The organism is Alcaligenes sp. SMD-FA, from assembly GCF_025960365.1.
Lineage (GTDB): Bacteria > Pseudomonadota > Gammaproteobacteria > Burkholderiales > Burkholderiaceae_B > Alcaligenes > Alcaligenes aquatilis.
Window position 1 is genome coordinate 2820409 of sequence record NZ_CP110108.1, and the last position, 22722, is coordinate 2843130.

The 22722-nt window shown below is 53.7% G+C and carries 17 protein-coding genes and 4 tRNA genes; 6 read left to right on the plus strand and 15 right to left on the minus strand.

What is annotated here, in order from left to right:
* Positions 1-430 precede the first annotated feature (430 nt).
* The 5 genes from OKX01_RS13015 to OKX01_RS13035 all read right to left on the minus strand — a co-directional run bounded on the left by OKX01_RS13015 (position 431) and on the right by OKX01_RS13035 (position 4849).
* Positions 431-1621, minus strand: coding sequence for a porin (locus tag OKX01_RS13015; RefSeq protein WP_108727776.1), 1191 nt, complete (start codon positions 1619-1621; stop codon positions 431-433).
* 620 nt (positions 1622-2241) lie between these two features.
* A tRNA-Leu gene (locus tag OKX01_RS13020) sits at positions 2242-2326 on the minus strand.
* 222 nt (positions 2327-2548) lie between these two features.
* Positions 2549-2956, minus strand: a complete 408-nt coding sequence (gene secG, locus OKX01_RS13025) for a preprotein translocase subunit SecG (protein WP_094197359.1) — start codon at positions 2954-2956, stop codon at positions 2549-2551.
* Between the two features lie 18 nt (positions 2957-2974).
* Positions 2975-3715: a triose-phosphate isomerase gene (gene tpiA / locus OKX01_RS13030; protein ID WP_094197360.1), complete on the minus strand. Its 741-nt coding sequence runs from the start codon at positions 3713-3715 to the stop codon at positions 2975-2977.
* 159 nt (positions 3716-3874) lie between these two features.
* Positions 3875-4849 (minus strand): NAD(P)H-quinone oxidoreductase, encoded by a 975-nt coding sequence (locus tag OKX01_RS13035; protein WP_121739294.1) that lies wholly within the window; start codon positions 4847-4849, stop codon positions 3875-3877.
* A 231-nt stretch (positions 4850-5080) separates the two neighbouring features.
* On the opposite strand from OKX01_RS13035, the gene OKX01_RS13040 reads away from it, so the two are divergent.
* A tRNA-Ser gene (locus OKX01_RS13040) sits at positions 5081-5170 on the plus strand.
* Positions 5171-5182: 12 nt separating this feature from the next.
* A tRNA-Leu gene (locus OKX01_RS13045) sits at positions 5183-5268 on the plus strand.
* 478 nt (positions 5269-5746) lie between these two features.
* Here OKX01_RS13045 and pnp read toward each other — a convergent pair.
* The 6 genes from pnp to ilvB form a co-directional block, all read right to left on the minus strand.
* Positions 5747-7885, minus strand: coding sequence for a polyribonucleotide nucleotidyltransferase (pnp, locus tag OKX01_RS13050; RefSeq protein ID WP_094197363.1), 2139 nt, complete (start codon positions 7883-7885; stop codon positions 5747-5749).
* A gap of 89 nt (positions 7886-7974) precedes the next feature.
* Positions 7975-8244 (minus strand): 30S ribosomal protein S15, encoded by a 270-nt coding sequence (gene rpsO, locus OKX01_RS13055; protein ID WP_003801068.1) that lies wholly within the window; start codon positions 8242-8244, stop codon positions 7975-7977.
* Between the two features lie 163 nt (positions 8245-8407).
* A complete protein-coding gene (gene pssA / locus OKX01_RS13060; protein WP_094197364.1) occupies positions 8408-9175 on the minus strand; it encodes a CDP-diacylglycerol--serine O-phosphatidyltransferase in 768 nt (255 codons plus the stop codon).
* Between the two features lie 407 nt (positions 9176-9582).
* Complete coding sequence (gene ilvC, locus OKX01_RS13065) at positions 9583-10599, minus strand: ketol-acid reductoisomerase (protein ID WP_094197365.1); 1017 nt, start codon at positions 10597-10599, stop codon at positions 9583-9585.
* A gap of 214 nt (positions 10600-10813) precedes the next feature.
* Positions 10814-11305 carry an acetolactate synthase small subunit gene (gene ilvN / locus OKX01_RS13070; RefSeq protein ID WP_003801075.1) on the minus strand — a complete coding sequence of 164 codons (492 nt, stop codon included), beginning with the start codon at positions 11303-11305 and terminating at the stop codon, positions 10814-10816.
* A gap of 10 nt (positions 11306-11315) precedes the next feature.
* Positions 11316-13037, minus strand: a complete 1722-nt coding sequence (gene ilvB / locus OKX01_RS13075; RefSeq protein WP_094197366.1) for a biosynthetic-type acetolactate synthase large subunit — start codon at positions 13035-13037, stop codon at positions 11316-11318.
* Between the two features lie 440 nt (positions 13038-13477).
* On the opposite strand from ilvB, the gene OKX01_RS13080 reads away from it, so the two are divergent.
* Positions 13478-15763, plus strand: a complete 2286-nt coding sequence (locus OKX01_RS13080; protein WP_125277924.1) for an FUSC family protein — start codon at positions 13478-13480, stop codon at positions 15761-15763.
* Positions 15764-15981: 218 nt separating this feature from the next.
* On the opposite strand, the gene yaaA is transcribed toward OKX01_RS13080, so the two are convergent.
* The 3 genes from yaaA to OKX01_RS13095 all read right to left on the minus strand — a co-directional run bounded on the left by yaaA (position 15982) and on the right by OKX01_RS13095 (position 18082).
* Positions 15982-16770 carry a peroxide stress protein YaaA gene (gene yaaA, locus OKX01_RS13085; protein WP_264671830.1) on the minus strand — a complete coding sequence of 263 codons (789 nt, stop codon included), beginning with the start codon at positions 16768-16770 and terminating at the stop codon, positions 15982-15984.
* A gap of 79 nt (positions 16771-16849) precedes the next feature.
* Positions 16850-17632 (minus strand): 3-hydroxybutyrate dehydrogenase, encoded by a 783-nt coding sequence (locus tag OKX01_RS13090; RefSeq protein ID WP_094197369.1) that lies wholly within the window; start codon positions 17630-17632, stop codon positions 16850-16852.
* 360 nt (positions 17633-17992) lie between these two features.
* Positions 17993-18082, minus strand: a tRNA-Ser gene (locus OKX01_RS13095).
* 458 nt (positions 18083-18540) lie between these two features.
* On the opposite strand from OKX01_RS13095, the gene OKX01_RS13100 reads away from it, so the two are divergent.
* The 3 genes from OKX01_RS13100 to OKX01_RS13110 all read left to right on the plus strand — a co-directional run bounded on the left by OKX01_RS13100 (position 18541) and on the right by OKX01_RS13110 (position 21176).
* Positions 18541-20094, plus strand: coding sequence for a serine hydrolase (locus OKX01_RS13100; RefSeq protein WP_264671831.1), 1554 nt, complete (start codon positions 18541-18543; stop codon positions 20092-20094).
* 179 nt (positions 20095-20273) lie between these two features.
* Entirely contained in the window at positions 20274-20684 is a 411-nt protein-coding gene (locus tag OKX01_RS13105) for a hypothetical protein (RefSeq protein WP_249459839.1), read from the plus strand.
* A 183-nt stretch (positions 20685-20867) separates the two neighbouring features.
* Entirely contained in the window at positions 20868-21176 is a 309-nt protein-coding gene (locus tag OKX01_RS13110; RefSeq protein WP_094198403.1) for a hypothetical protein, read from the plus strand.
* 81 nt (positions 21177-21257) lie between these two features.
* On the opposite strand, the gene serS is transcribed toward OKX01_RS13110, so the two are convergent.
* Positions 21258-22604, minus strand: a complete 1347-nt coding sequence (serS, locus tag OKX01_RS13115; RefSeq protein ID WP_094197371.1) for a serine--tRNA ligase — start codon at positions 22602-22604, stop codon at positions 21258-21260.
* Between the last annotated feature and the right edge of the window lie 118 nt (positions 22605-22722).

Consider the following 22722-nt stretch of genomic DNA (forward strand, 5'->3'; position numbering starts at 1 on the left):
TCTATTAAGGGTTGCGATTATAGACCTCAATCAAACATCTTACTCGTTTTTGTAAGGTAAATGTCAGCCACCAAGCAGAAGAAAAGGATTTTTCCTGCTTATTTTGTAAGCAAGCCAAACAAGACCAAGCAGTCGCAATGGACGTTAGACAGACTTAGCACGCGCTCCAGCCCCTGACCCTACACCACAACAACAGAGCACTACCCCAAGAAACCCATAACCTTAACTCAACAGCAAGCACATACCAACGCACTCATCAACACGAGCAGCAAAACCAAATAAAGCCGCTATAGCCCAAACGGACTCAAACAGACACCAAAAAAAACAGCAATAAAAAAGCCATCCCGAAGGATGGCTTTTTATACTTCTGCAGTTCAGGCGAATCCGAAAATTCGCCTTTCGCAACGCGTAGACATGCTACGCGAAACGATTAGAACTGGTGACGCAGACCAACGCCGATCAGAGTCGACTTAGCATCAGGCATGAAGTACACGTTCTTGGCGTAGGAACCAATTGCGTACACGTTCGTGCGCTTGCTCAGTGGGTGGCTGTAACCCAGGCTGAAGGTGTGCTGTTTCTTCATTTCCCACGACAGCGTGGAGTTAGCCAGTGCATCTGGAGCCGAACGAGGATCAGCCATCGTCCAGGAACCCATCACAGTACCGGCACCCACTGGAGCGGACAAACCGACCAAGTAGGAGTTAACTTTCAGGCCGTCCAGGCTGTTCAAGCCATTGGCAAGCATTGCATCACCCAAACCAAAACCGCTGTAGGATTGAGCAGCGAACAAACCGTCACGGGTTTGACCGAAAGCCAAGTAAGCCTTCACAACTTCAAAGTCGTAGCTACCACCGATGTTCCAGGACTTAACAGTGTCACCACCGCTAACTGGACCATTCACAACAGCACGGCTTTCAGCAGTTTTGTACTGATCGTATGTCAGAGCAACACCGATAGGGCCGTTAACGTAACGCAGACCGGTGGTCACGGCGCGCTGGTTGCGCTCCAGACCATCATTAATGTTGTTAACTTCGTTAATCTTAGCGACTTGAGAGCCATCAGTGTTGAAAGAGTAACCAACGCCGAACTGGAAGCCGGAGAAGTTAGGGGTTTGGTACATGACCATGTTGTCGTAACGAGCGGTGTTAGCGGCTGTGAAAGCACCACCGATGTTAGCTTGGTCGAAACCACCGCCGAAAGGATCGGCTACGCCTGGCAGGTACTTGGAGGCGATGTTAGTTTGACGACCGAAGTCCAGTTGACCCCAGCTGTCACCAGCCAGACCCAAAGTGGCGTGACGACCGAACAGACGGCCACCTTGAGCGGACTTACCGGTGGACAGGTCAAAGCCGCTTTCCAGTTGGAATACAGCGCGCAGGCCATCGCCCAGATCTTCGGAACCTTTCAGACCCCAGCGGTTGCCCGACTGGATGCCGTTGATCATACCGGTTTTCTTCTGTTCGTAAGAACCACCGGCGCCGTTAACGTAGGTTTCAGTAGCTTTGAATTTTTGGTAACCGATACCACCGTCCAGAATACCGTACAGGGTGACAGACGTTTCTGCGTGTGCGACGCCAGCGAAGCCGGCCATCAGAGCAGCAGCGAGCAGAGTCTTTTTCATGTAAGAAATCTCCGTAGATTTGAGTAAATCAGAGCAGCCCAACTACAACAGTGCTGCTGCTCTTTCTAACTCCGCGATGGGAAGTTAACGCTATTGCATCAAAATTCCCGTCGCTTGACTACGAAACCCTTCGGAAACGTGAATCTTTGTACACAGCTTGTTGGCTATACACAACAAAAACCCACTTACAGCGGCTTTCCAAGCCACCTCAACCTAAGGCGACGATTAGCAAGCTAAAGCCAAAACCCTCTTAAGAACTTGCTTTAACTTCTGCTGGCAATCGGTCGCCAATACTGGCTCTATGGAAACACAACAAAAAAACAAACCCTGCCGCCTAACTGGAAGTAAGCCCCTAAAGCCCATCCCAAACTCGGGACACCCAAAGCAGTGATAACAACAATTTCCCATATTACGAGAAACAAGGATTTAACAAAACTCAGAACACACTGACCCAGCCGAAGCTCTTTTCAAACCAGAACAAACACCCCAACACACCCCAAAACCCTGCAATTTGAGCAAGACACTAAGCACCAAAAAAATGGCAAAAAAAAACCTGCCCTTTTCAGGATCAGGTTTTATTTCCAGGCTCTGCAATCACAAAGCTTTCTTACTTTTTAGTTTGGTGCCGACGACGAGACTCGAACTCGTACAGCTTTCGCCACTACCCCCTCAAGATAGCGTGTCTACCAATTCCACCACGTCGGCAAGCAATCAAGACAGCGATATTAGCATGACAAAAGTAAGACTGTCAGTACAAAACAAGCCCAAACACCCAAAAAAGCCCGTACTCAGGCATATTTTGCATAAACGTCACTAAATAAATGAAGCCCGCCTTAAAGCGGGCTTCGATATCGCACCTTCAGATCCTGCGCGTGACCTTTGTGAGCCCTTATAGAGAGCGACAAGAACCCCACAAATAGGCCAGACTTACTCAGCAGCAGGAACTGCTGGCGCGCTTGGTTCAGGGGCTGCCGAAGGAACCGCTGCAGGTACAGAAGCCGCTGGCGCAGGAACCGAAGCAGCACCCGATGAAGCTGCACCAGGCACAGAGGATTCATACCCCTGCATCACACCCGCATCAGCTTTTTGGGCTGGGTGATGAGCTACCCAAGCCAAACCGCCAGTAGACACAAAAAAGACAATTGCCGCCCATTTGGTCATGCGCGACAAAAAGTTGGCCGCACCTGCTGCGCCGAACACACTACCCGCCGAGCCACCACCAAAGGCCGAGCCCATATCAGCGCCCTTGCCTTGCTGCAGCAGAACCAGACCAATAATCAACAGCGAGGAGATAACCTGCACCGCCATCAGAACGGAAGACATCCAATCTTGCATTTAAAGACTCCAGACCCTTTAAGCGGCCACAATACGTAAAAATTCCTGTGCATCCAAAGACGCACCACCCACCAAGGCACCATCAATATCCGGCATGGCAAACAGCTCTGCGGCATTATCCGCTTTCACACTGCCACCGTACAAAATACGCAACTGATCCGATTCCATGTAGGCACGAATCTGCTGATGCATTTGCTGCGCTTGCTCCGGCGTTGCGGTCAGACCCGTACCAATCGCCCAGACCGGCTCATAGGCCAGCACCAGTTTGGAAACCACCTCGGCCCCAAGAGCCTTGATAGGTTCGAGTTGATCTTGCACCACACAGGTTTCCTGCCCTGCCTCACGATCGGCCAACTGCTCGCCAATACAGACAATCGGCGTCAAGCCCGCATCCAGTGCCGCAATAACTTTGGCGGCGACTTGAGCACTGCTTTCCTGATGATACTGACGACGTTCGGAATGCCCGACAATCACCCAACGACAACCCACATCAACCAGCATTGCCGCCGAGATCTCCCCGGTATACGCCCCCTTGGCGTGGACACTGACATCTTGAGCACCGACCGCGATGGTCGAATCTTTCAAGATACCTGCCACCTGGGACAAATACACATAAGGAACGCATACAAGCACATCACAATCTGCCTGAGCATCAGGCTGAACGAGCAGTTCTTGCAGCAGACGGCTGTTGCCATCAAGCGAGCCATTTAATTTCCAATTACCCGCAACCAGTCGTTTACGCGAAGAATGTACGCTCATTGCTCCCTTGATGCCAGTCAAAAAGTTACACCAACGCCCACAATCAAGGCGCAGCTAACCGACTATTGTAGCGTGAGCGAATCCATTTCGCGCATATTTAGCAGAAAATTCATTTCAACACGATAAGAAAAGGGGCGGCCACGCCACCCCTCGCAGCTTTTAAGGAATAAGAATGATCTTGCCCACCTGCTCACCCGCCTCCATCATGGCGTGCGCTTCACTGGCTTTTTCCAGAGGGAAAGTGGCGTGAATCAAGGGGCGAACCTGCCCTGCTTCCAGCAAAGGCCAGACTCGCGCTTTCAGCGCCTGAGCCAGTTGCGCCTTGAACTCTACAGAACGAGAGCGCAAGGTTGAGCCGGTAATAGTCAGACGACGACGCAGAATCTCACCACAATTAATCGTGGCCTTCACCCCACCCAGCAAAGCAATAATGACGATACGGCCGTCATCGGCCAGGCACGTCAAATCCCGGTTGATGTAATCACCAGAAACCATATCCAGAATCACATCCACGCCACGACCACCTGTTTTGCTCTTGATGACGTCTTCGTAAACCTCGGTTTTGTAGTTGATACCAATCCCGCCCAGACGATGAATGGCCTCTACGCGCTCGTCGCTGCCAGCCGTGGCATACACCGTATGCCCCAAAGCCACTGCCAACTGAATGGCTGTCGTTCCAATGCCACTGGCACCACCATGAACCAGCAAGGTTTCGCCCTTGCTCAATTGGCCACGCTCAAACACATTGCTCCAGACCGTAAAGAAGGTTTCTGGCAGGCCCGCCGCTTCAAGCAAGCTGAAACCCGCAGGAATAGGCAAGCACTGCTGTACTGGCACCACACAATATTCGGCATAGCCACCACCAGTAACCAACGCACAGACCTGATCACCAATCTTGAACTCACTACCCTGCACATCGCCCGATACGATTTCACCGGCCAGTTCCAGACCAGGAATATCAGAGGCACCAGCCGGTGGCGGGTAAGCGCCTGCTCGTTGCAAGACGTCCGGACGGTTCACGCCCGCCGCCAGCACCTTGACCAGCACCTCACCAGGACCTGTTTGTGGCATGGGGCGCTCGCCCACTCGCAACACTTCCGGCTTTCCAAACTCGGTAATCTCCACAACTCGCATACCTACTCCCTAATCTCTAGACTATTTTTTCCAGCGCGGCCAAAAGACAAACAACAAAAAGCCACCTTACTTGCTGCAATCTATCACAGGCACTGGTATCAACACCCCTATTCCTGCCATGAAAACAGATTATTTCCATGACGTTGGCAAATTTATACGTTACACTTTAAGGCTTTCCTGGCCGCCGTGCTTTTCACACGAAGAGCGTGCCGGGAAAAAGCCCAAGGAATAGGAAGCGTGCCAGAGCGGTTGAATGGACCGGTCTTGAAAACCGGCGATGGGGTAACCCATCCGTGAGTTCGAATCTCACCGCTTCCGCCATCATCTCCCGCTGCATCCATGGCGGAATTGGTAGACGCAAGGGACTTAAAATCCCTCGATCTTTGATCGTGCCGGTTCGATTCCGGCTGGATGCACCAAATATTCACGATAGCTGGCAGATCTCTTTGCCCACCATAAAAACCTCGGTTTTTATTCGCTCGTGACAAATAAGTACCAATCAAAAAAGCTCGCTTCAAAGCGGGCTTTTTTGCGTCCTGCCTGAAAACCAATCCAAGCCATCGCCCCGCAACCGCCACCTGAACCTGACCGACTGTTTATCCCTCCGCTCCGTAAAGTCTCTCCAACCCCTACTGGACCGAAACCGTCCCAAGAAGCAAACAGCTCAGAAATAGCGAACCAACAACAAGCAAAGCCACAACTACAACTACAACGACAACTAAGGCTACGACTGAAACCACTGGCATAACAAGCACAGGTACAGGTACAGGTACAGCACCAACAGATTACCCTCCAGCTCCTGACACAACCCAATACGCAGCCCCTTTCCCAAAAAGCAGCCAAACGCAAAAAACCCGCCTTTCGGCGGGTTTTTCTTCATGCAGACTGCAAACGCTATCAGGAAGCAGCAGGAGCGGCTGGGCCGCCTTGGGCTTCAATACCGCCGATTGCCTTGATCGACAGACGCAGACGACCTTTCTCGTCAGCTTCGATGACCTTGACCTTAACAACCTGACCCACTTTCAGCACGTCATTGATGTTGGCGATACGGTAGTTGGCAATCTCGGAGATATGCAGCAAGCCATCACGGCCTGGCAGCACTTGAACAATCGCACCAAAGTCCAGCAAGCGCATCACTGGGCCTTCGTATTCCTGACCCACTTCCACTTCGGCGGTCAGTTCTTTGATACGACGCTCGGCTTCGCGGGCCTTGTCCAGATCGGCGCTGGCGATCGTGATGGTACCGTCATCCGAAATATCGATCTGTGTACCGGTTTCTTCGGTCAGGGCGCGGATGGTGGCACCACCTTTACCAATCACGTCACGAATCTTCTCGGGGTTGATCTTCACGGTCAGCATGCGAGGCGCGAATTCGGACATCTCGGTACGGGAACCGTCGATGGACTCTTTCATCTTGCCCAGGATGTGCATACGGCCTTCGTGAGCCTGAGCCAATGCAACCTGCATGATTTCCTTGGTGATGCCCTGGATCTTGATATCCATCTGCAAAGCAGTAATACCTTTCTCGGTACCGGCAACCTTGAAGTCCATATCGCCCAGGTGATCTTCGTCACCCAGAATGTCGGTCAGCACAGCAAACTTGTTGCCTTCCTTGATCAGACCCATGGCCACACCAGCCACGTGATCCTGCACAGGCACACCAGCATCCATCATGGACAGAGAGCCACCACACACGGATGCCATGGAGGAGGAACCGTTAGATTCAGTGATCTCGGACACCACGCGGATGGAGTACTGGAAATCTTCAGCGGCTGGCAGCAAGGGAGTCAAAGCACGCTTGGCCAGACGACCGTGACCGATTTCACGACGCTTGGGAGCGCCGAAACGGCCAGCTTCGCCGGTGGCGAACGGAGGCATGTTGTAGTGCATCATGAAGCGATCACGGTACTCGCCCATAATCGAATCAATGATCTGCTCGTCTTGCTTGGTACCCAGGGTGGTCACCACCAAAGCCTGAGTTTCGCCACGCGTGAACAAGGCGCTACCGTGAGCACGAGGCAGAACGCCCAGACGGATGCTGATAGGACGAACGGTACGGGTGTCGCGACCGTCAATACGGGACTCACCGCTCAAGATGCGCGAACGCACGATCTTGCTTTCCAGGTCGAACATCATGTTTTCGACGGCAACCATATCAGGCAAGGCCTGACCGGCGGCTTCAGCTTGAGCCTTGACCGTTTCTTTAACTTGAGCGTAAACAGCGCGCACTTGCTCGGTACGAGCCTGTTTTTCGCGAGTTTGGTAGGCTTGTGTCAGGCCCTCTTCAGCGGCAGCGGTTACCGAAGCCAGCAGGCTTTCGTTAACTGCGGCAGGCTGCCAATCCCACTCGGGCTTGCCAGCTTCTTCAACCAGTTCGTGAATGCAGTTGATGGCTGCTTGCATTTGCTCGTGAGCAAACACCACACCACCCAGCATGATCTCTTCAGACAATTGCTTGGCTTCGGACTCAACCATCAGCACAGCTTGTTCGGTACCGGCCACAACCAGATCCAGAGCCGAGGATTTCAGCTGAGTGGCGGATGGGTTCAGCACGTACTGGCCATCAACGTAACCCACGCGAGCAGCGCCCACAGGACCGTTGAAAGGAATGCCGGAAATAGCCAGGGCAGCCGAGGCACCAATCATGGCAGCGATATCAGGATCAATTTCGGGATTGACCGATACCGTGTGAATAATGACCTGAACTTCGTTGTAGAAGCCTTCAGGAAACAGAGGGCGCAGTGGGCGGTCGATCAAGCGAGAGATCAGGATTTCGCGCTCGGACTGACGGCCTTCACGCTTGAAGAAACCACCAGGGATCTTGCCAGCGGAGTAGGTTTTTTCGACGTAATCAACGGTCAGAGGGAAAAAATCCTGACCTGCTTTCGCTTCACTTTTGCCAACAACAGTGGCCAACACAACCGTGTCTTCAATCGAAACCAGCACGGCACCTGACGCCTGACGTGCGATTTCGCCGGTTTCCAGAACGACGGTATGTTCGCCGTACTGGAAAGACTTGGTGACTTTATTGAACATTAGGAGAATCCTTACAATAAAAAAACCGTGCACACAGCGAAACCAGTTCGCCGAATGCACGGTTGTTTAGCGGGGAGCCAGCCCCGGTATCACTTACGCAGACCGAGTTTTTCGATCAAAGCACGGTAAGCGTCTGGATTACGACCTTTCAGGTAATCCAGCAATTTGCGACGACGGCTAACCATGCGCAACAGACCACGACGGGAGTGGTGATCTTTGTTGTGAGCCTTGAAGTGGCCAGTCAATTCGTTGATGCGAGCGGTCAGCAAAGCCACTTGCACTTCTGGGGAGCCTGTATCGCCTTGTTTACGCTGAAACTCGGAAACGATATCGACTTTTTTGATATCTGCAACTGCCATTTTATTTAGCCTCTAAGACTTGCGTTAGGACCGAGGTGCCCTAACGTGTTGAAAATGAAATTGAACGCACCAGACCAAGGTCCGATGCAAGCAAACGATTATAGCTAAAAACTGGAGAAGGCGTTAAGCATTTCAACCTGAAAACCCGCTCAAGCCGAGTATTTTAGTTGTTTCCACGCCGAAGTCGTGCCAAGGCTCGGGCCCGACGCCAGCGCCAGGCCATAACGAACCAACCCGACAAACCATACAGGCAGAACAAGCCAAACAGGAACACAGGGGGATCAGTAGAGACAAACACAAAGACCAGCACAAAAAGCAGCATGGCCCAGAACGGTACGCTACGGCTGACCGCAAAGGACTTGCCACTATAGAAAGGCGCATTGGACACCATGGCCAGACCGGCATAAATGGTCAAGCCAAAGGCAACCCAGGGAATGACGTTCACTTGCAAGGACAGCTTGTTGTCCACGGCCAGCCAAACAAAGCCGGCCACCAGCGCAGCAGCGGCCGGGCTTGGCAAACCCTGGAAAAAGCGCTTGTCGACCACTTCAATATTGGTATTGAAACGAGCCAGGCGCAATGCTCCACCGGCCACGTAAATAAAGGCAGCCAACCATCCCCAGCGCCCCAAACCCTGCATGGCCCAGACATACATGACCAGCGCGGGTGCCGCACCAAAAGAAATCATGTCAGCCATGGAGTCGTACTGCTCGCCAAAGGCGGACTGGGTGTTGGTTAAACGAGCGACCCGCCCATCCATGCCATCAAATACCAGCGCCAGGAAAATGGCGATGGCCGCCGCTTCAAAACGGCCATTCATGGCCTGCACAACGGCATAAAACCCCGCAAACAGATTGGCGGTCGTAAATGCGTTGGGCAGAAGATAGATGCTACGCCGACGACGTGTTTCATCATTGAGCAAATTGGGCATAATTTATGCTTTAAGAGTTGTTGCTAAGGACTGAACACTCAAATGTAGCATTGTCCACAAAGCTACAGAGTGCGAATAATTCCAGCAAATATAAGCCAGAGCGAACAGAAATGGCCAAGGGGCCTGCGGCCAGGGAGTTCGCGGATAAATAATGGATTTTATCGAACCCGCTTGCGCGCCACCCCGACAGGGGCACGATAGACCAATCAAGCACTGCATTTTATCGCGCCCTCACCAATACGGCTATAAGACGAGAACAAGGCGCTTCCACGCTTGCTTTTAGCCCAAGCAGAAGCTGCGTTGAAGGTCAAATTCTTGCAGCAATAAAAAACCGGCTGACGCCGCAAGACGTCAGCCGGTTCAGGTTCAAGACCAGGACAGCTTATGGAACTGCCCCGATATCAAACTTAGTTCTTGGACTTATCAACCAGCTTGTTAGCGGCAATCCAAGGCATCATGGAGCGCAGCTTGCTACCCACTTGCTCGATCTGCGATTCGGCGTTGATACGACGACGCGAGATCAGAGTAGGAGCGCCAGCGGCGTTTTCCAGGATGAAGTTCTTGGCGTACACACCAGTCTGGATGTCTTCCAGGCACTGACGCATGGCTTTGCGGGTTTCGTCGGTAACAATCTTCGGACCGGTCTCGTATTCGCCGTATTCAGCGTTGTTGGAGATCGAGTAGTTCATGTTGGCGATACCGCCTTCGTAGATCAAGTCCACGATCAGCTTGAGCTCGTGCAAGCACTCGAAGTAAGCCATTTCAGGAGCGTAACCCGCGTCAACCAGCGTGTCGAAGCCAGCCTTGATCAGCTCAACGGCACCACCGCACAGAACAGCCTGTTCGCCGAACAAGTCGGTTTCGGTTTCTTCGCGGAAGTTGGTTTCGATGATACCGGCACGGCCACCACCGTTAGCGGATGCGTAAGACAGAGCCACGTCGCGAGCAGCGCCGGTCTTGTCCTGGTACACAGCGATCAGGTGAGGAACACCGCCGCCTTGGCTGTAGGTACCGCGAACGGTGTGACCTGGAGCCTTGGGAGCAATCATGATGACGTCGATATCGTCACGTGGCACAACTTGGCCGTAGTGAACGTTAAAGCCGTGAGCAAATGCCAGAGCAGCGCCGGGCTTGATGTTTTCAGCAACCTGGTTGCGGTAAACCTCAGCAATGTTTTCGTCAGGCAACAAGATCATGACGACATCAGCACCCTTGACGGCCTCAGCCACTTCCTGAACTTTCAGGCCAGCGTTCTCGGCTTTGCTCCAGGAGGCGCCGCCTTTACGCAGACCAACAACCACGTTCACGCCGGATTCGTGCAGGTTCAGGGCGTGGGCGTGGCCTTGCGAGCCGTAACCGATGATGGCAACGGTCTTGCCTTTGATCAGGGAAAGATCACAATCCTTGTCGTAGAAAACTTTCATTTCAGGTGCTCCAAATTTAATAATTTCGCTTAAACAGCAATTCGAGAATGGCCGCTCATGCAGCAGCGGCACAAAAAAGACCTTGACTCATTACTTCCAGAACAGGCCACCGCGGTCTACACAGCACCAGGCCGTGTTTACCCTTTACAAGGAGCCGCCTTGAAAAGCAGCCCCCTGAATAAAAGCGGTAATTATGTCCTGAAAAAGCCTTGGCTTACAGCTTTAAGACACGTTCGCCACGGCTGACACCAGAGACCCCGGTGCGCACTGTTTCAAGAATGGCCGTACGATCCAGCGCATTGATGAAAGCAGCAATTTTGTCTTGAACACCGGTCAGTTCGATGGTGTATGTCTTGTCCGTAACATCAATGATGCGACCACGGAAAATATCCGCCATACGCTTCATCTCTTCACGTTCCTTGCCCACTGCCCGCACCTTGATCAGCATGAGTTCACGCTCGATGTGAGGGCCTTCGGACAGATCCACCACCTTGACCACGTCAACCAGACGATTCAAGTGCTTGGTGATCTGCTCGATGACGTCGTCCGCCCCTCGGGTAACGATCGTCATGCGAGACAGGGTGTCGTCCTCGGTTGGAGCAACCGTCAAGGTCTCGATGTTATAGCCACGGGCCGAAAACAGGCCGACCACACGGGACAGTGCGCCGGGCTCGTTTTCCAGAAGGATAGAAATGACGTGTTTCATGGTTCTCTCCTTACAGATCGTCCGGGCCCAAAAGCATTTCTGTCAGGCCGCGGCCTGCTTTCACCATCGGGAACACGTTTTCGGTTTGGTCCGTGATGAAGTTCAGAAATACCAGGCGGTCTTTGTGCGTGGTGAAGGCTTCGCGAATAGCGGGGACCACATCGGCTGGCTTGTCGATCTCCAGACCCACGTGACCATAGCTTTCCACCAGTTTGACAAAGTCAGGCAGTGCATCCACATAGGACTCGGAATAACGCGAGCCGTAGTCGATTTGCTGCCACTGGCGCACCATGCCCAAATAACGATTGTTCAGGCAAAGAACCTTGGGGCTCAAGCGGTACTGTTTACACGTAGACAGTTCCTGGATGTTCATCTGGATAGAGCCTTCACCCGTGATGACCGCAACATCCTGGCCAGGGTTGGCCATTTGCACACCCATTGCGTAAGGCAAGCCTACGCCCATCGTGCCCAGGCCACCGGAATTGATCCAGCGACGGGGTTTATTGAATTTGTAGTACTGAGCCGCCCACATCTGATGCTGTCCTACGTCGGAGGTCACGAAAGCGTTGCCGCCCGTCACTTCCCACAGGGATTCCACCACGTATTGCGGCTTGATCAGTTCGTCCGACTTGGCGTAGGCCAAGGAGTTCTTGCCACGCCAGACATTGATCTGTTTCCACCAGTCGTTCAAGGAAGGCGGGTTTTGCGCTTCCTGACGGCTTTGCGCATACAGCTCGTTGAGCTCGGTCAGCACGTCTTTAACACAGCCTACGATAGGCACATCCACTTTCACGCGCTTGGAGATCACGGAGGGATCAATATCAATATGAATGATCTTGCGTGGATTCTGACCAAAGTGACGGGTATTGCCGATCACGCGGTCATCAAACCGTGCACCGACAGCGACCAGAACGTCGCAATGCTGCATGGTCATATTGGCTTCGTAGGTACCGTGCATGCCAGGCATGCCGATGTACTGGTCGGCCGTGCCTGGATAAGCGCCCAGCCCCATCAAGGTAGTCGTGCACGGAGCACCGCTTAACTTGACCAGCTCATTGAGCTCGTTTTCGGCATTACCCAGCACCACGCCACCACCGACGTAAATCAGTGGGCGTTCGGCGCTATTGAGAATCTGGACGGCTTTCTTGATCTGCCCCTGGTGGCCTTTGGTCACAGGCGCGTAGGAGCGCATCTTGACCTCGCCACGCTTGGGCGTGTATTTACACGTTGCGGTCGTAATATCTTTGGGGATATCAATCAGCACAGGACCAGGGCGGCCCGTCGTGGCAATGAAAAATGCCTTGCGAATGGTATCGGCCAAATCACGAACATCGCGCACCAAAAAGTTGTGCTTGACGCAAGGGCGGGTGATACCGATGGCATCACATTCCTGGAAAGCATCTTCACCAATTGCCTGGGTGCTGACCTGTCCACTGATGATAACCATCGGAATGGAGTCCAGGTAAGCGGTTGCAATACCGGTGACAGCATTGGTGACGCCCGGGCCACTGGTTACCAGTGCCACGCCCACTTTTTGAGACGAACGGGAATAAGCATCCGCAGCATGAACAGCGGCCTGTTCATGGCGCACAAGAATGTGCTGGAAGCGGTCCTGCTTGAAGATTGCGTCGTAGATATAGAGAACGGCACCACCCGGATAACCGAAAACGTGTTCCACGCCTTCGTCCGCGAGCGTGCGCACGACAATATCTGCGCCATTTAATTCAGACATGAGTTTTCCTTTCAGTCTTGCTCTGCAATATCGATCGACCACGACGGTCCGAGCTTGAACCGATGTCAGCAACATGATCTGGCGCTTCATGGCCCACAGGACCACACCACCCAGACACATTACCGTCCGGCCTGCACTCTTCGACACCCAGTGCGTGCACACAAAAACGTATGCGTTAGCTTGAAACGGAAGTCCTGGCATCCCACGCTTGTGACGCGGCCAGCAACAAAGTTTTTAGGCGCAAAAAACCGGGCGGATGGCCCGGTTAACAGTGCCTCGCTACAATTTGCTCGGATATGGAGCAAAAACACCTGGTTACTTTACCTTGACTGCACAAAGCGAGCAACTGTGATTGTTGGTAAAGTGCAAAAAAACAGGCTTAAAGCTTACATACGTAAAACGATATACTGTCTACCCATGACGAGCTGTCCGGGTATTTTATGGCATCGCCCATCCCACAATTAAAACAATTCCTGTATAGCCACTATTTTTTCGGTGGGCTGCGCCAGTCCATCGGCGTGTTGTTGCCGGTCATTATTTTGGGCCGTTTCTTCGGTCACTATGATATTGGCGTCATTGCCTCCATGGGGGCCACCTGTGTGGCCATCATTGACCAGCCGGGCGGCCCGCGCCGCTACCGCAACAATGAAATGCTCGGTGGCATTGCACTGGGCACGGTCACAGTCGGCCTGACGGGTCTGGCCTCCAGCTCCCCCCTGCTCCTGGTGCTGTGCGTCCCCTTTCTGTGCTTTCTGTACAGTATGTTCTCCGTCTTTGGCCGTCGTGGCGGGCTGATTGGTTTTGCCGCCCTGCTGCTGATGACCTTGACGATGCGCTTTCCCATGCAGCCTCACGAGGTGCTGGCCCATACGCTGTACTCCTTTGCCGGTGGCCTGTCCTACTACCTGTTCAGCACCCTGTTCCGACGCCTGTTCTGGTATCGGGAAGAGCGCCAGACACTGGCAGTAGCCCTGTTTGCCACAGCGGAATACATGGAAGCGCGCTCACAGTTCTATGACTCCACCTCGGACCTGGACGCCTGCTATCGACGGCTGATCAATCTGCAATCCAATATGACCGAAAAGCACCAGGCCGCCCGCGATGTGGTGCTGCGTGAACTGCCACGCGGTTATGGACGAGGCGATCACCACCGCAAGGCACTGCTGACAATCTTCTTGAATATGGTCAGCATTCTGGACTCGCTGGTCGCGACCTATACCGACTACACCGTCCTGCGCCGCCAGCTTTCCGACAGCGATTTCATGATTTTTGCGCGTGATGGCTTGCACAAGCTGTCGCTGGATATTGGCCGCATTGCCATGAATGTTTCACGCAGTGCTCGCACAACTCGTCGCTCCAGCGTCAAAGCAGAGATCCGCGCCATGGAATACGAGCTGGAGAAATACAAGCGCCAGGGCATGTCTCAATCAGACCCGGAAACGTATGCACTATTAGTTCAGGTGTTACGCCGCCTGCGTAACCTGAACCGGATCGTCGAGCATATGGCCAGCCTGTCTCACCGGGCCAGCCAGAATCTTCCAGTTGATCAGTACCTGAATAAATCGCTAAGCCGAATGCTGTCGCGCGAGGAGCTACGGCTGGGCATGCTGACCAGCAATTTCAAGCTGAAGTCCTCGCACTTTCGCTATGCGGCACGGGTCAGTATTGCTTCCATGGTGGCACTGGGTGTCGGCGCACTCAGCACTCACTTCCAAAGCGAATTGGGCCTGGTCAGTGCCCTGACCGCCCACAGCTACTGGATCATCCTGACGATTCTGGTCATCATGAAACCGGGCTTTGCCATTACCCGCCAGCGCAATGGCTGGCGTCTCTTTGGCACGGTACTGGGCTGTGCGGCCGCTTTCCTGCTTCTGAAACTGACCAACAACCGCGAGCTGTATCTGATTGCCATGTTACTGGCCTACCTCTTGGGCAACAGTCTGGTCCAGTTGAACTTCCTGCTATCGGCTCTGTTCAACACGATCTTTGTGATCCTGTCCTTCCAGTTCCTGTCCACGGGTGGCTCCTTCATTATTGGAGAACGTTTGGTGGATACGCTGATTGGTTGCGGTATCGCCATGGCAGCCAGCTACTTGCTGCCCAACTGGGAGTCCAGCGCCATGACAGGACTGGCTCGCGCGGCCTTGGCCGCAAACAAAGAATTCTGGCGTGCCGGTCTGGAATTCGCTCGTTTGAGTCGTCTGCACAACCAGAGCCTCAAGAGCGGGCAGGATGGCCAGCCCACGATGACAGAAGCCCAGAAAGAACAAGTGGATCTAGACTTGATGGAAGCCGATACCGCTTGGCAAGTGGCCAACAAAAACGTACACATTGCCTTCAGCAATTTTGCCTCGGCCTTTTATCGCATGATGGATGAGCCTGTCAGCCGTCAAGCCAATGTATCCCTACTGAATAATCTGCTGATTCAAAACCATGTACTGGCCTCGCAAATCAGCGCCGCCACGCCACTTCTGGCTAATTTGAGCCAGATCCCGCCGGGCATACAGAACTCTTTGGATGCGATTGGCGCACTGATCAACGATCAGGATGCAGAGCCGCCCGCCTCTATCGAAACCGAAGGCGAACTGGCCATGCTCGCCTACCCTATCCGCCAAATGAGCAAAGCCGCCCAATTGATACGTCAGGACATGAGAGGTCTGGAATACAGCACTGGCCCGCAGTTGCCACCGGAGCGCAAGCAGGAATTGAAACAGCAAGGGGCGTGATGGCCCTATCCCGTATACATGGGGAACTCGCTGTCAGGGCCAAATACGCAAAAGCACAAAGCACAAAGCACAAGAGCATAGGGCACCAAGCCTTCCTCAGGCCGCTGGCCAAAAAAAAGCAAGGCGCAATATATGGCCCTGCCTTTCCTCTTCATACCAGCAAGACTGCAGAGCAACTAAAGATCTGCCCCTACTAGGAAAGTAATAAAGCTAAATGCTTATCCAGCCTTGGCGTCCTGTTCGGAGCGACGAAACACCAGCTTATCCTCGCTGGACAACTCGGGCTGAAATATATAGCCTTCACGATCAAACGCTTTCAAACCTTCCACCGTTTGAACACGCTTATCGATAACAAAGCGTGCCATCAAACCACGGGCTTTCTTGGCGTAAAAGCTGATGATCTTCCAGACACCGTTTTTCTCGTCCTGGAATACACACTGCACCACACGAGCACGCAGGGCTTTCTGATCCACCGCCTTGAAATACTCTTCGGAGGCAAGGTTCAGAACGACGGGCTTGGTTTTCCCGTCCTGACGCTCGTTCAGATAGTTGGCAATGCGGCTGCCCCAGTACGCGTACAGATTCGCACCACTGGGGTTTTTCAAGCGAGTCCCCATTTCCAGACGATAAGGGCGCATCAAGTCCAAGGGACGCAATACGCCGTACAAGCCACTGAGAATCACAATGTGGTCCTGCGCCCACTGCAGTTCCTTGTCCGACAAGTCTGTCGCAGCCATACCTTCGTACACATCACCATTGAAAGCCAGAATGGCCTGACGGGCGTTGGAGCGGTCAAATTTGGGCTCCCACTCCTGGTAGCGCTGAACATTCAAACGAGCCAGATCGTCACTTAGCTTCATCAAACCAGCGACATCCTCTTCGGACTGAGTGCGCAAAATATCAATCAAGCCTTGCGCCTGCTCCACAAACAGAGGCTGGGTCGCCAGCTCCGTGCGTACAGGGGAGTCGTAATCCAGCTTTTTTGCTGGCGAGAGCAATAACAACATGCGCCTATATCCTTTCTATACAAACAGATAAAGGGCCACGCCCTTTATCTGTTATCCACACAATACGCTTTGACAACAATTAGCGAGCCGTCCAGCCACCATCCAGGCTTAGCGTCGTACCCGTCATCTGATCCGCAGCGGGAGACGACAGGAACACAGCGGCACCGCCCAATTGCTCGGGGGTGACAAACTGCAGGGAAGGTTGTTTCTCAGCCAGCAGCTCGCGAGCGGCGGCTTCAATATCAATGCCTTTTTGCTGGCTGATCGCTTCAATCTGTTTTTCTACCAAGGGCGTACGTACCCAGCCCGGGCAGATTGCGTTGCAAGTAATACCCTTGCCAGCATTTTCCAGCGCCGTCACCTTGGTCAGGCCCACTACACCGTGCTTGGCAGCCACATAAGCCGATTTATTTACCGATGCCACCAGACCGTGTGCCGAGGCGATATTGATAATGCGCCCCCAACCCTGCTTTTGCATGATGGGCAAGGCTGCTGCCGTACCGTGAAACACAGCCGACAGGTTCAAGGCAATGATGGCATTCCATTTATCCACCGGGAATTCTTCGATAGGCGCGGTGTACTGAATACCAGCGTTATTGACCAGAATATCCAGACCGCCCAAGGCCTCTGCCGCCTTGGCAATAAAGTCACGCGTGGCCTGTGCGTCGCTCAGATCTGCATTCAGATAATAGGCTTTGACACCAAACGTGGACTCCAGCGTGCTGCGCTCGCGCTCGATATCTTCAGGCTGACCAAAACCATTGATCACCACATCTGCACCGGCTTTTGCCAATTCGGTGGCCATGGCCAGACCGATACCGCTGGTCGATCCTGTTACAACTGCTTTTTTACCTTTCAGCATAGATACCTCGTGAGTATTGACAACAGAGAACTGAAACCTCAAGTGTACTCGCCGCCCCCACTGCCGGGAAATGCAATGGGATCCTTTTGTCCGGAATCCTCAAGGCCTCCAGAGCAAAGTCAAACACCATCGGACCCGGTGTTAGCGCATTGCCCTATATACCTTCTGCCTACGCTGGAAAAAAGTCGGCCATGCAAAATGTGACGGGTGAATTTCCCGGACATCGGCTGCCACTGACACTTTTACCTTAACGTGCTCATGTGACAAAACGGCAAACAAACCAAGCACAGAGAACAGGATATTCAGACCGGCAGAAAACAAAAAAGCCCTTGAATAATCAAGGGCTTTTAAAATCTTAGGTGGCGGACAGGGTGGGATTCGAACCCACGGTACGCTTGCACGTACGCCTGATTTCGAGTCAGGTACATTCGACCACTCTGCCACCTGTCCGCGATTGCTTATATGGTTACAAGCAAGCCCATAAATATAGATGAAATAACCAGCTATGACAAGCATTAAAAATGAAAGGCGAAAACGCCCTACCAGATAGGTCTGGAGAACTCGCTGACGGCTATACCAACGAGAGGGACCCGCTTGGACTGAGGACGAGTGGCATCAACCGGTGTTATCGGCGATAGACAAGCGAAATCAAGCTCTCTAGCATCACAGAAGCTGAGCCATATCGCCTTGCGGTCACAAAACCTGAACACACTGACAGCAAGCCAGTATGCGGCACGACTCGAACAAACACCTCAGCGTCACTTGGGCTCCTCATCCTGGCGCTGCCGCTGCATTGACCAGCCCAGCCTTAACAAACGCTGCAACGCACATTTTCATGTTTGTCCATCTGACTGACGCAGACATGCGTGGAGCCACATAAACCAGCCCTCCTCACCGAGTCTTTCATCATGCCTATTTCCCTGCTCTCACCACAACGCCTGCTGATTCCACTGCTCAGTAGCACCAGCCTGCTGCTAGCCGCTTGCAGCGGCAACTATGATCATGCGCCTTCCAACGACCTGACTGAGGCACAGCTTGAGCGCGGCATACAAGGCCTGCAAACCCTGGTGCCACAATTGATGGAGCGCTCTGGCGTGCCTGGCGTTGCCGTGGCCGTTGTCTGGAATGGAGAGCTGCGTTATGCCCAAGGCTTTGGTGTGCGCGAAACAGGCAAACCCGAGCCTATCACGCCAGACACTGTGTTCCAGCTTGCCTCAGTCTCCAAGTCTGTGGGCGCCACCGTCGTTGCCACGCAAGTGGATGCAGGCGTCATCACCTGGGACACTCCCGTAGCCACACAGCTACCGGACTTTCTGCTTGCCGGCGGTGGCGCCCAACCTAGCGTCGGTGATCTTTACGCCCATCGATCAGGCCTACCCGACCACGCAGGGGACCAGTTGGAAGATCTGGGCTATGACCGCGAGACAATTTTGCACCACCTGCGGTATGTGCCTGTCAAACAACTGGGTAGCCACTACGCCTACACCAACTTTGGTCTGACTGCGGCGGCTCAGGCCGTTGCCAACGCCGCAGGCACCGAATGGGCCACACTTTCGGAGCGTGAGCTATACCAACCTTTAGGAATGAGCCGCAGCAGCTCGCGCTTTGCCGACTTCATCGCCCAGGATAACCGTGCCATAGGACATAGTTGGCAAGACGGGCGCTACCAGGCTTTATATCAACGCCAGCCCGATGCACAATCCCCCGCTGGTGGCGTCAGTTCTAGCGCACGCGATATGGCGCGCTGGCTGGCCCTATTGCAAGGCATGGGTACCAGTGCCGAAGGTCGCAAACTATTCGCACCGGCTGCTCTGGAACCCGCACTGGTGCGCCAGTCTCCGCCCGGCCACCAATACGGCTTTGGCTTTAATGTCGGTAATGATCCCTATGGCCAGCGACTGAACTCACACTCGGGAGCTTTTCTACTGGGCGCCTCTACCGTTTTCATGCACTGGCCCGATTCTGCACTTGGCATTGTAGTACTTACAAATGCAGCCCCCAGCGGCGTCGCCGAGGCCAGTGCAATTTCCTTTATCGAGCTGGTGCGTAACGGCTCCACCTCACAAGACTGGTACACCGTCCTTCATGATCAATTCCAGCAGGAAATGTTCCAACCTTTCGGCTCATTGGCGGGCCAAACACCCCCTGCCACACCTGTCCAGCCCTTACCGCTGGAGCGCTACACTGGCACGTACGACAACGATTACTACGGTCAGGCGTCCATCACCCTCGCCAACGGTACGCTGACACTCAGTCTGGGCAAACAAGGCCAATCGTCCTACAAGCTACGCCACTGGGACGGCTCTCGCTTCGTTTTCAGTCTGCTGGGTGAAAACGCCGTCGAGGGCTCAGTCTCGTATCTGGATTTCACGATCAACCCGGTCGGCAACGTAACGGGCCTGCGCACTGAATACTTCGCTGAAGATTTATCAGGTGGCAGCTTCATGCGTAGCGGCTATTGACCCCAAAAAAAGAAGGCTGAACAATCAAGGGTTTACCCTGCATTTCGGCCTTCCTGGCTTGTCCGGCGCATGGGGTGAGCCTATAGTGAAAACAGACATTGATGCATCACAGCCCTGCCTTTTGGGGGCAGCCCTTGGAATTCCAGTGCCACGCGCTGGACTTGATAAAAGGAGTTGTCATGCAAACCTTCCAATGGATTATTGACGCGAATGGCGACGGTATATATAGCCTGAATGAGATCCTTCAGACTATGCGCTGGGGATTCCGGATACCGGGTAGCCTGATCATCGAAACCCTGGGTTCTATTCCAGCCTTAGCAGACCTGCTCAATATTCGGGCCTCGGATGCGACAGGTTACGCTTCGCTGCGAGGTGGGCTGGTCAATATCCTGTCACTCTTTTTCTGGGCTTCTCTCTGTCTCTGGTTTCTGGAGGCCAGCTCCAAGCCGCGCACAGAGCCTGCGCAACGCAACCCACGCCGTACCCCACACCTGAACAAGCAAATGGATTCCGTACACGGTCGACAGTTGCATGCGAATTACAATCGTCGCCCCATCCGCCATCGTCAGGTTGAACGCCACACCTTCTGAATCCACTCATGCACCTCCCCTGTCCTGTCGGGCAGGGGAAACATATGTTAAGAAAGGTAAACCTCCCGCATAGCTCATACGAGCCATGTTGCGTTTGGAAGTGCTTTGCCAGGATTGCCTAACGTTTGGGACACCGATTTCAAGCAACAATCGCTGCTGCTAGAGTCACGAGAGGTGCAGCATATGAAAAAGCTACTATTAGCTGGCTTGATGGTCTTGGGCACCCACACTGCCTTTGCAGGTGGTGTAAGTGTGGACATCAATGTCGGTATTCCCGGTATCGGTTACGGACCGATCTACTACCCGCCCGCTCATGTTGTGGAACGCCCGGTTTATGTCGCTCCACCGCCGGTGGTTTACCACCCTCCCCGCTATGTCTATCGTCCCGGCTACGTGGAATATGGCCGCTCCAACAAGGAATGGCGCAAGGAGCAGCGACGCGCACACAAACGCTGGCGCAAGCACCAGGAACGCGACTGGGATGATGACTAATCCTTCACGACGGGACCAGGAATAAAAAAGGGCTGAGGACCATGAAGGTCATCAGCCCTTTTGCGATTCAGGCAGATGCTTTTACTGCGCAGGCACCAGGCGTTCCAGACCGCCCATATAAGGACGCAGAACCTTGGGCACAATGACGCTGCCATCTTCTTGCTGGTGATTTTCCAGGACGGCTACCAAAGCCCGGCCTACAGCCAGACCAGAGCCGTTCAATGTATGCACAAACTCAGGTCGAGCCTTGCTGTCGGCACGGAAACGGGCTTGCAGGCGACGGGCCTGGAAAGCCTCGCAGTTCGAGACCGAGGAAATCTCGCGGAACGTGTCTTGTGCTGGCAGCCACACTTCCAGATCGTAGGTTTTGGCGGCAGAAAAACCCATATCGCCGGTACACAGCTGCACCACACGGTATGGCAGTTCCAGAGCTTGTAGAACATGCTCGGCATGGCCGACCATGGACTCCAACGCTTCGTAGGATTGTTCGGGGTGAACGATCTGCACCATTTCCACTTTGTCGAACTGGTGCTGACGAATGACGCCACGGGTATCACGACCACCGCTACCGGCTTCCGAACGGAAACAAGGCGAGTGAGCAGTCAGACGCATAGGCAACGCATCACCAGCCAGAATCTCGTCGCGCACCATGCCCGTCAAGCTGATTTCGGAGGTGGAGATCAGGTACAGGTCTTCAGGCTTGGATTCGGCCGGATCGGCTGGCTCGTTGTCCTGACCACCTTTGGTAACCCAGAACATATCGTCCTTGAACTTGGGCAGTTGGCCTGTGCCGTACAAGGTAGACGCGTTCACGATGTAAGGGGTGTAGCACTCGGTGTAGCCGTGCTCTTCCACTTGAGTATCCAACATGAACTGAGCCAGAGCACGGTGCAAACGGGCCAGAGGGCCACGCAGAACCATGAAACGGGCACCAGCCAACTTGCGGGCGGCTTCAAAATCCAGGCCAAATTGTTCGCCCAGGTCCACGTGGTCACGCGGCGCAAAAGTGATATGTGCAGGTTTGCCCTGATCATCTTTAGGACCGGGAATCCAGCGGCGTACTTCTACGTTGTCTTCTTCGGACTCGCCCACCGGAACGCTGTCGTGCGGCAGGTTAGGTATCGTGGCAAACCAGGAGGACAGCTCGGCCTGTACTTGGGACAGGTCCTGCTCCAACTGCTTCAGGCGCACCGGGATTTGCTGGGATTGAGCCAATGCCTCGCTGGCGTCTTCGCCCTTGGACTTGAGCTGGCCAATGCGTTTGGCCAGTGCATTGCGCTCGGCCTGCAGGGTTTCAGTTTCCACCTGTACCGCTTTGCGGCGGGCTTCCAGCTGCTGGAAACGCTCGGTGTCAAATTGCACGCCACGTTTCGCCAGGCCCTGTACCAGCGGCTCCAAGTCTTTGCGTAATTGGTTCAGATCTAACATTTAATAGCCATATAGGTGATGGTTCAATCCCGATTGATCTGGTGATTTTAACCACAAGCCACCACAAGCGCAGCACAGCGCAAGCCGTAGCGGGATATCGGGAAATACGGAGGTGGCA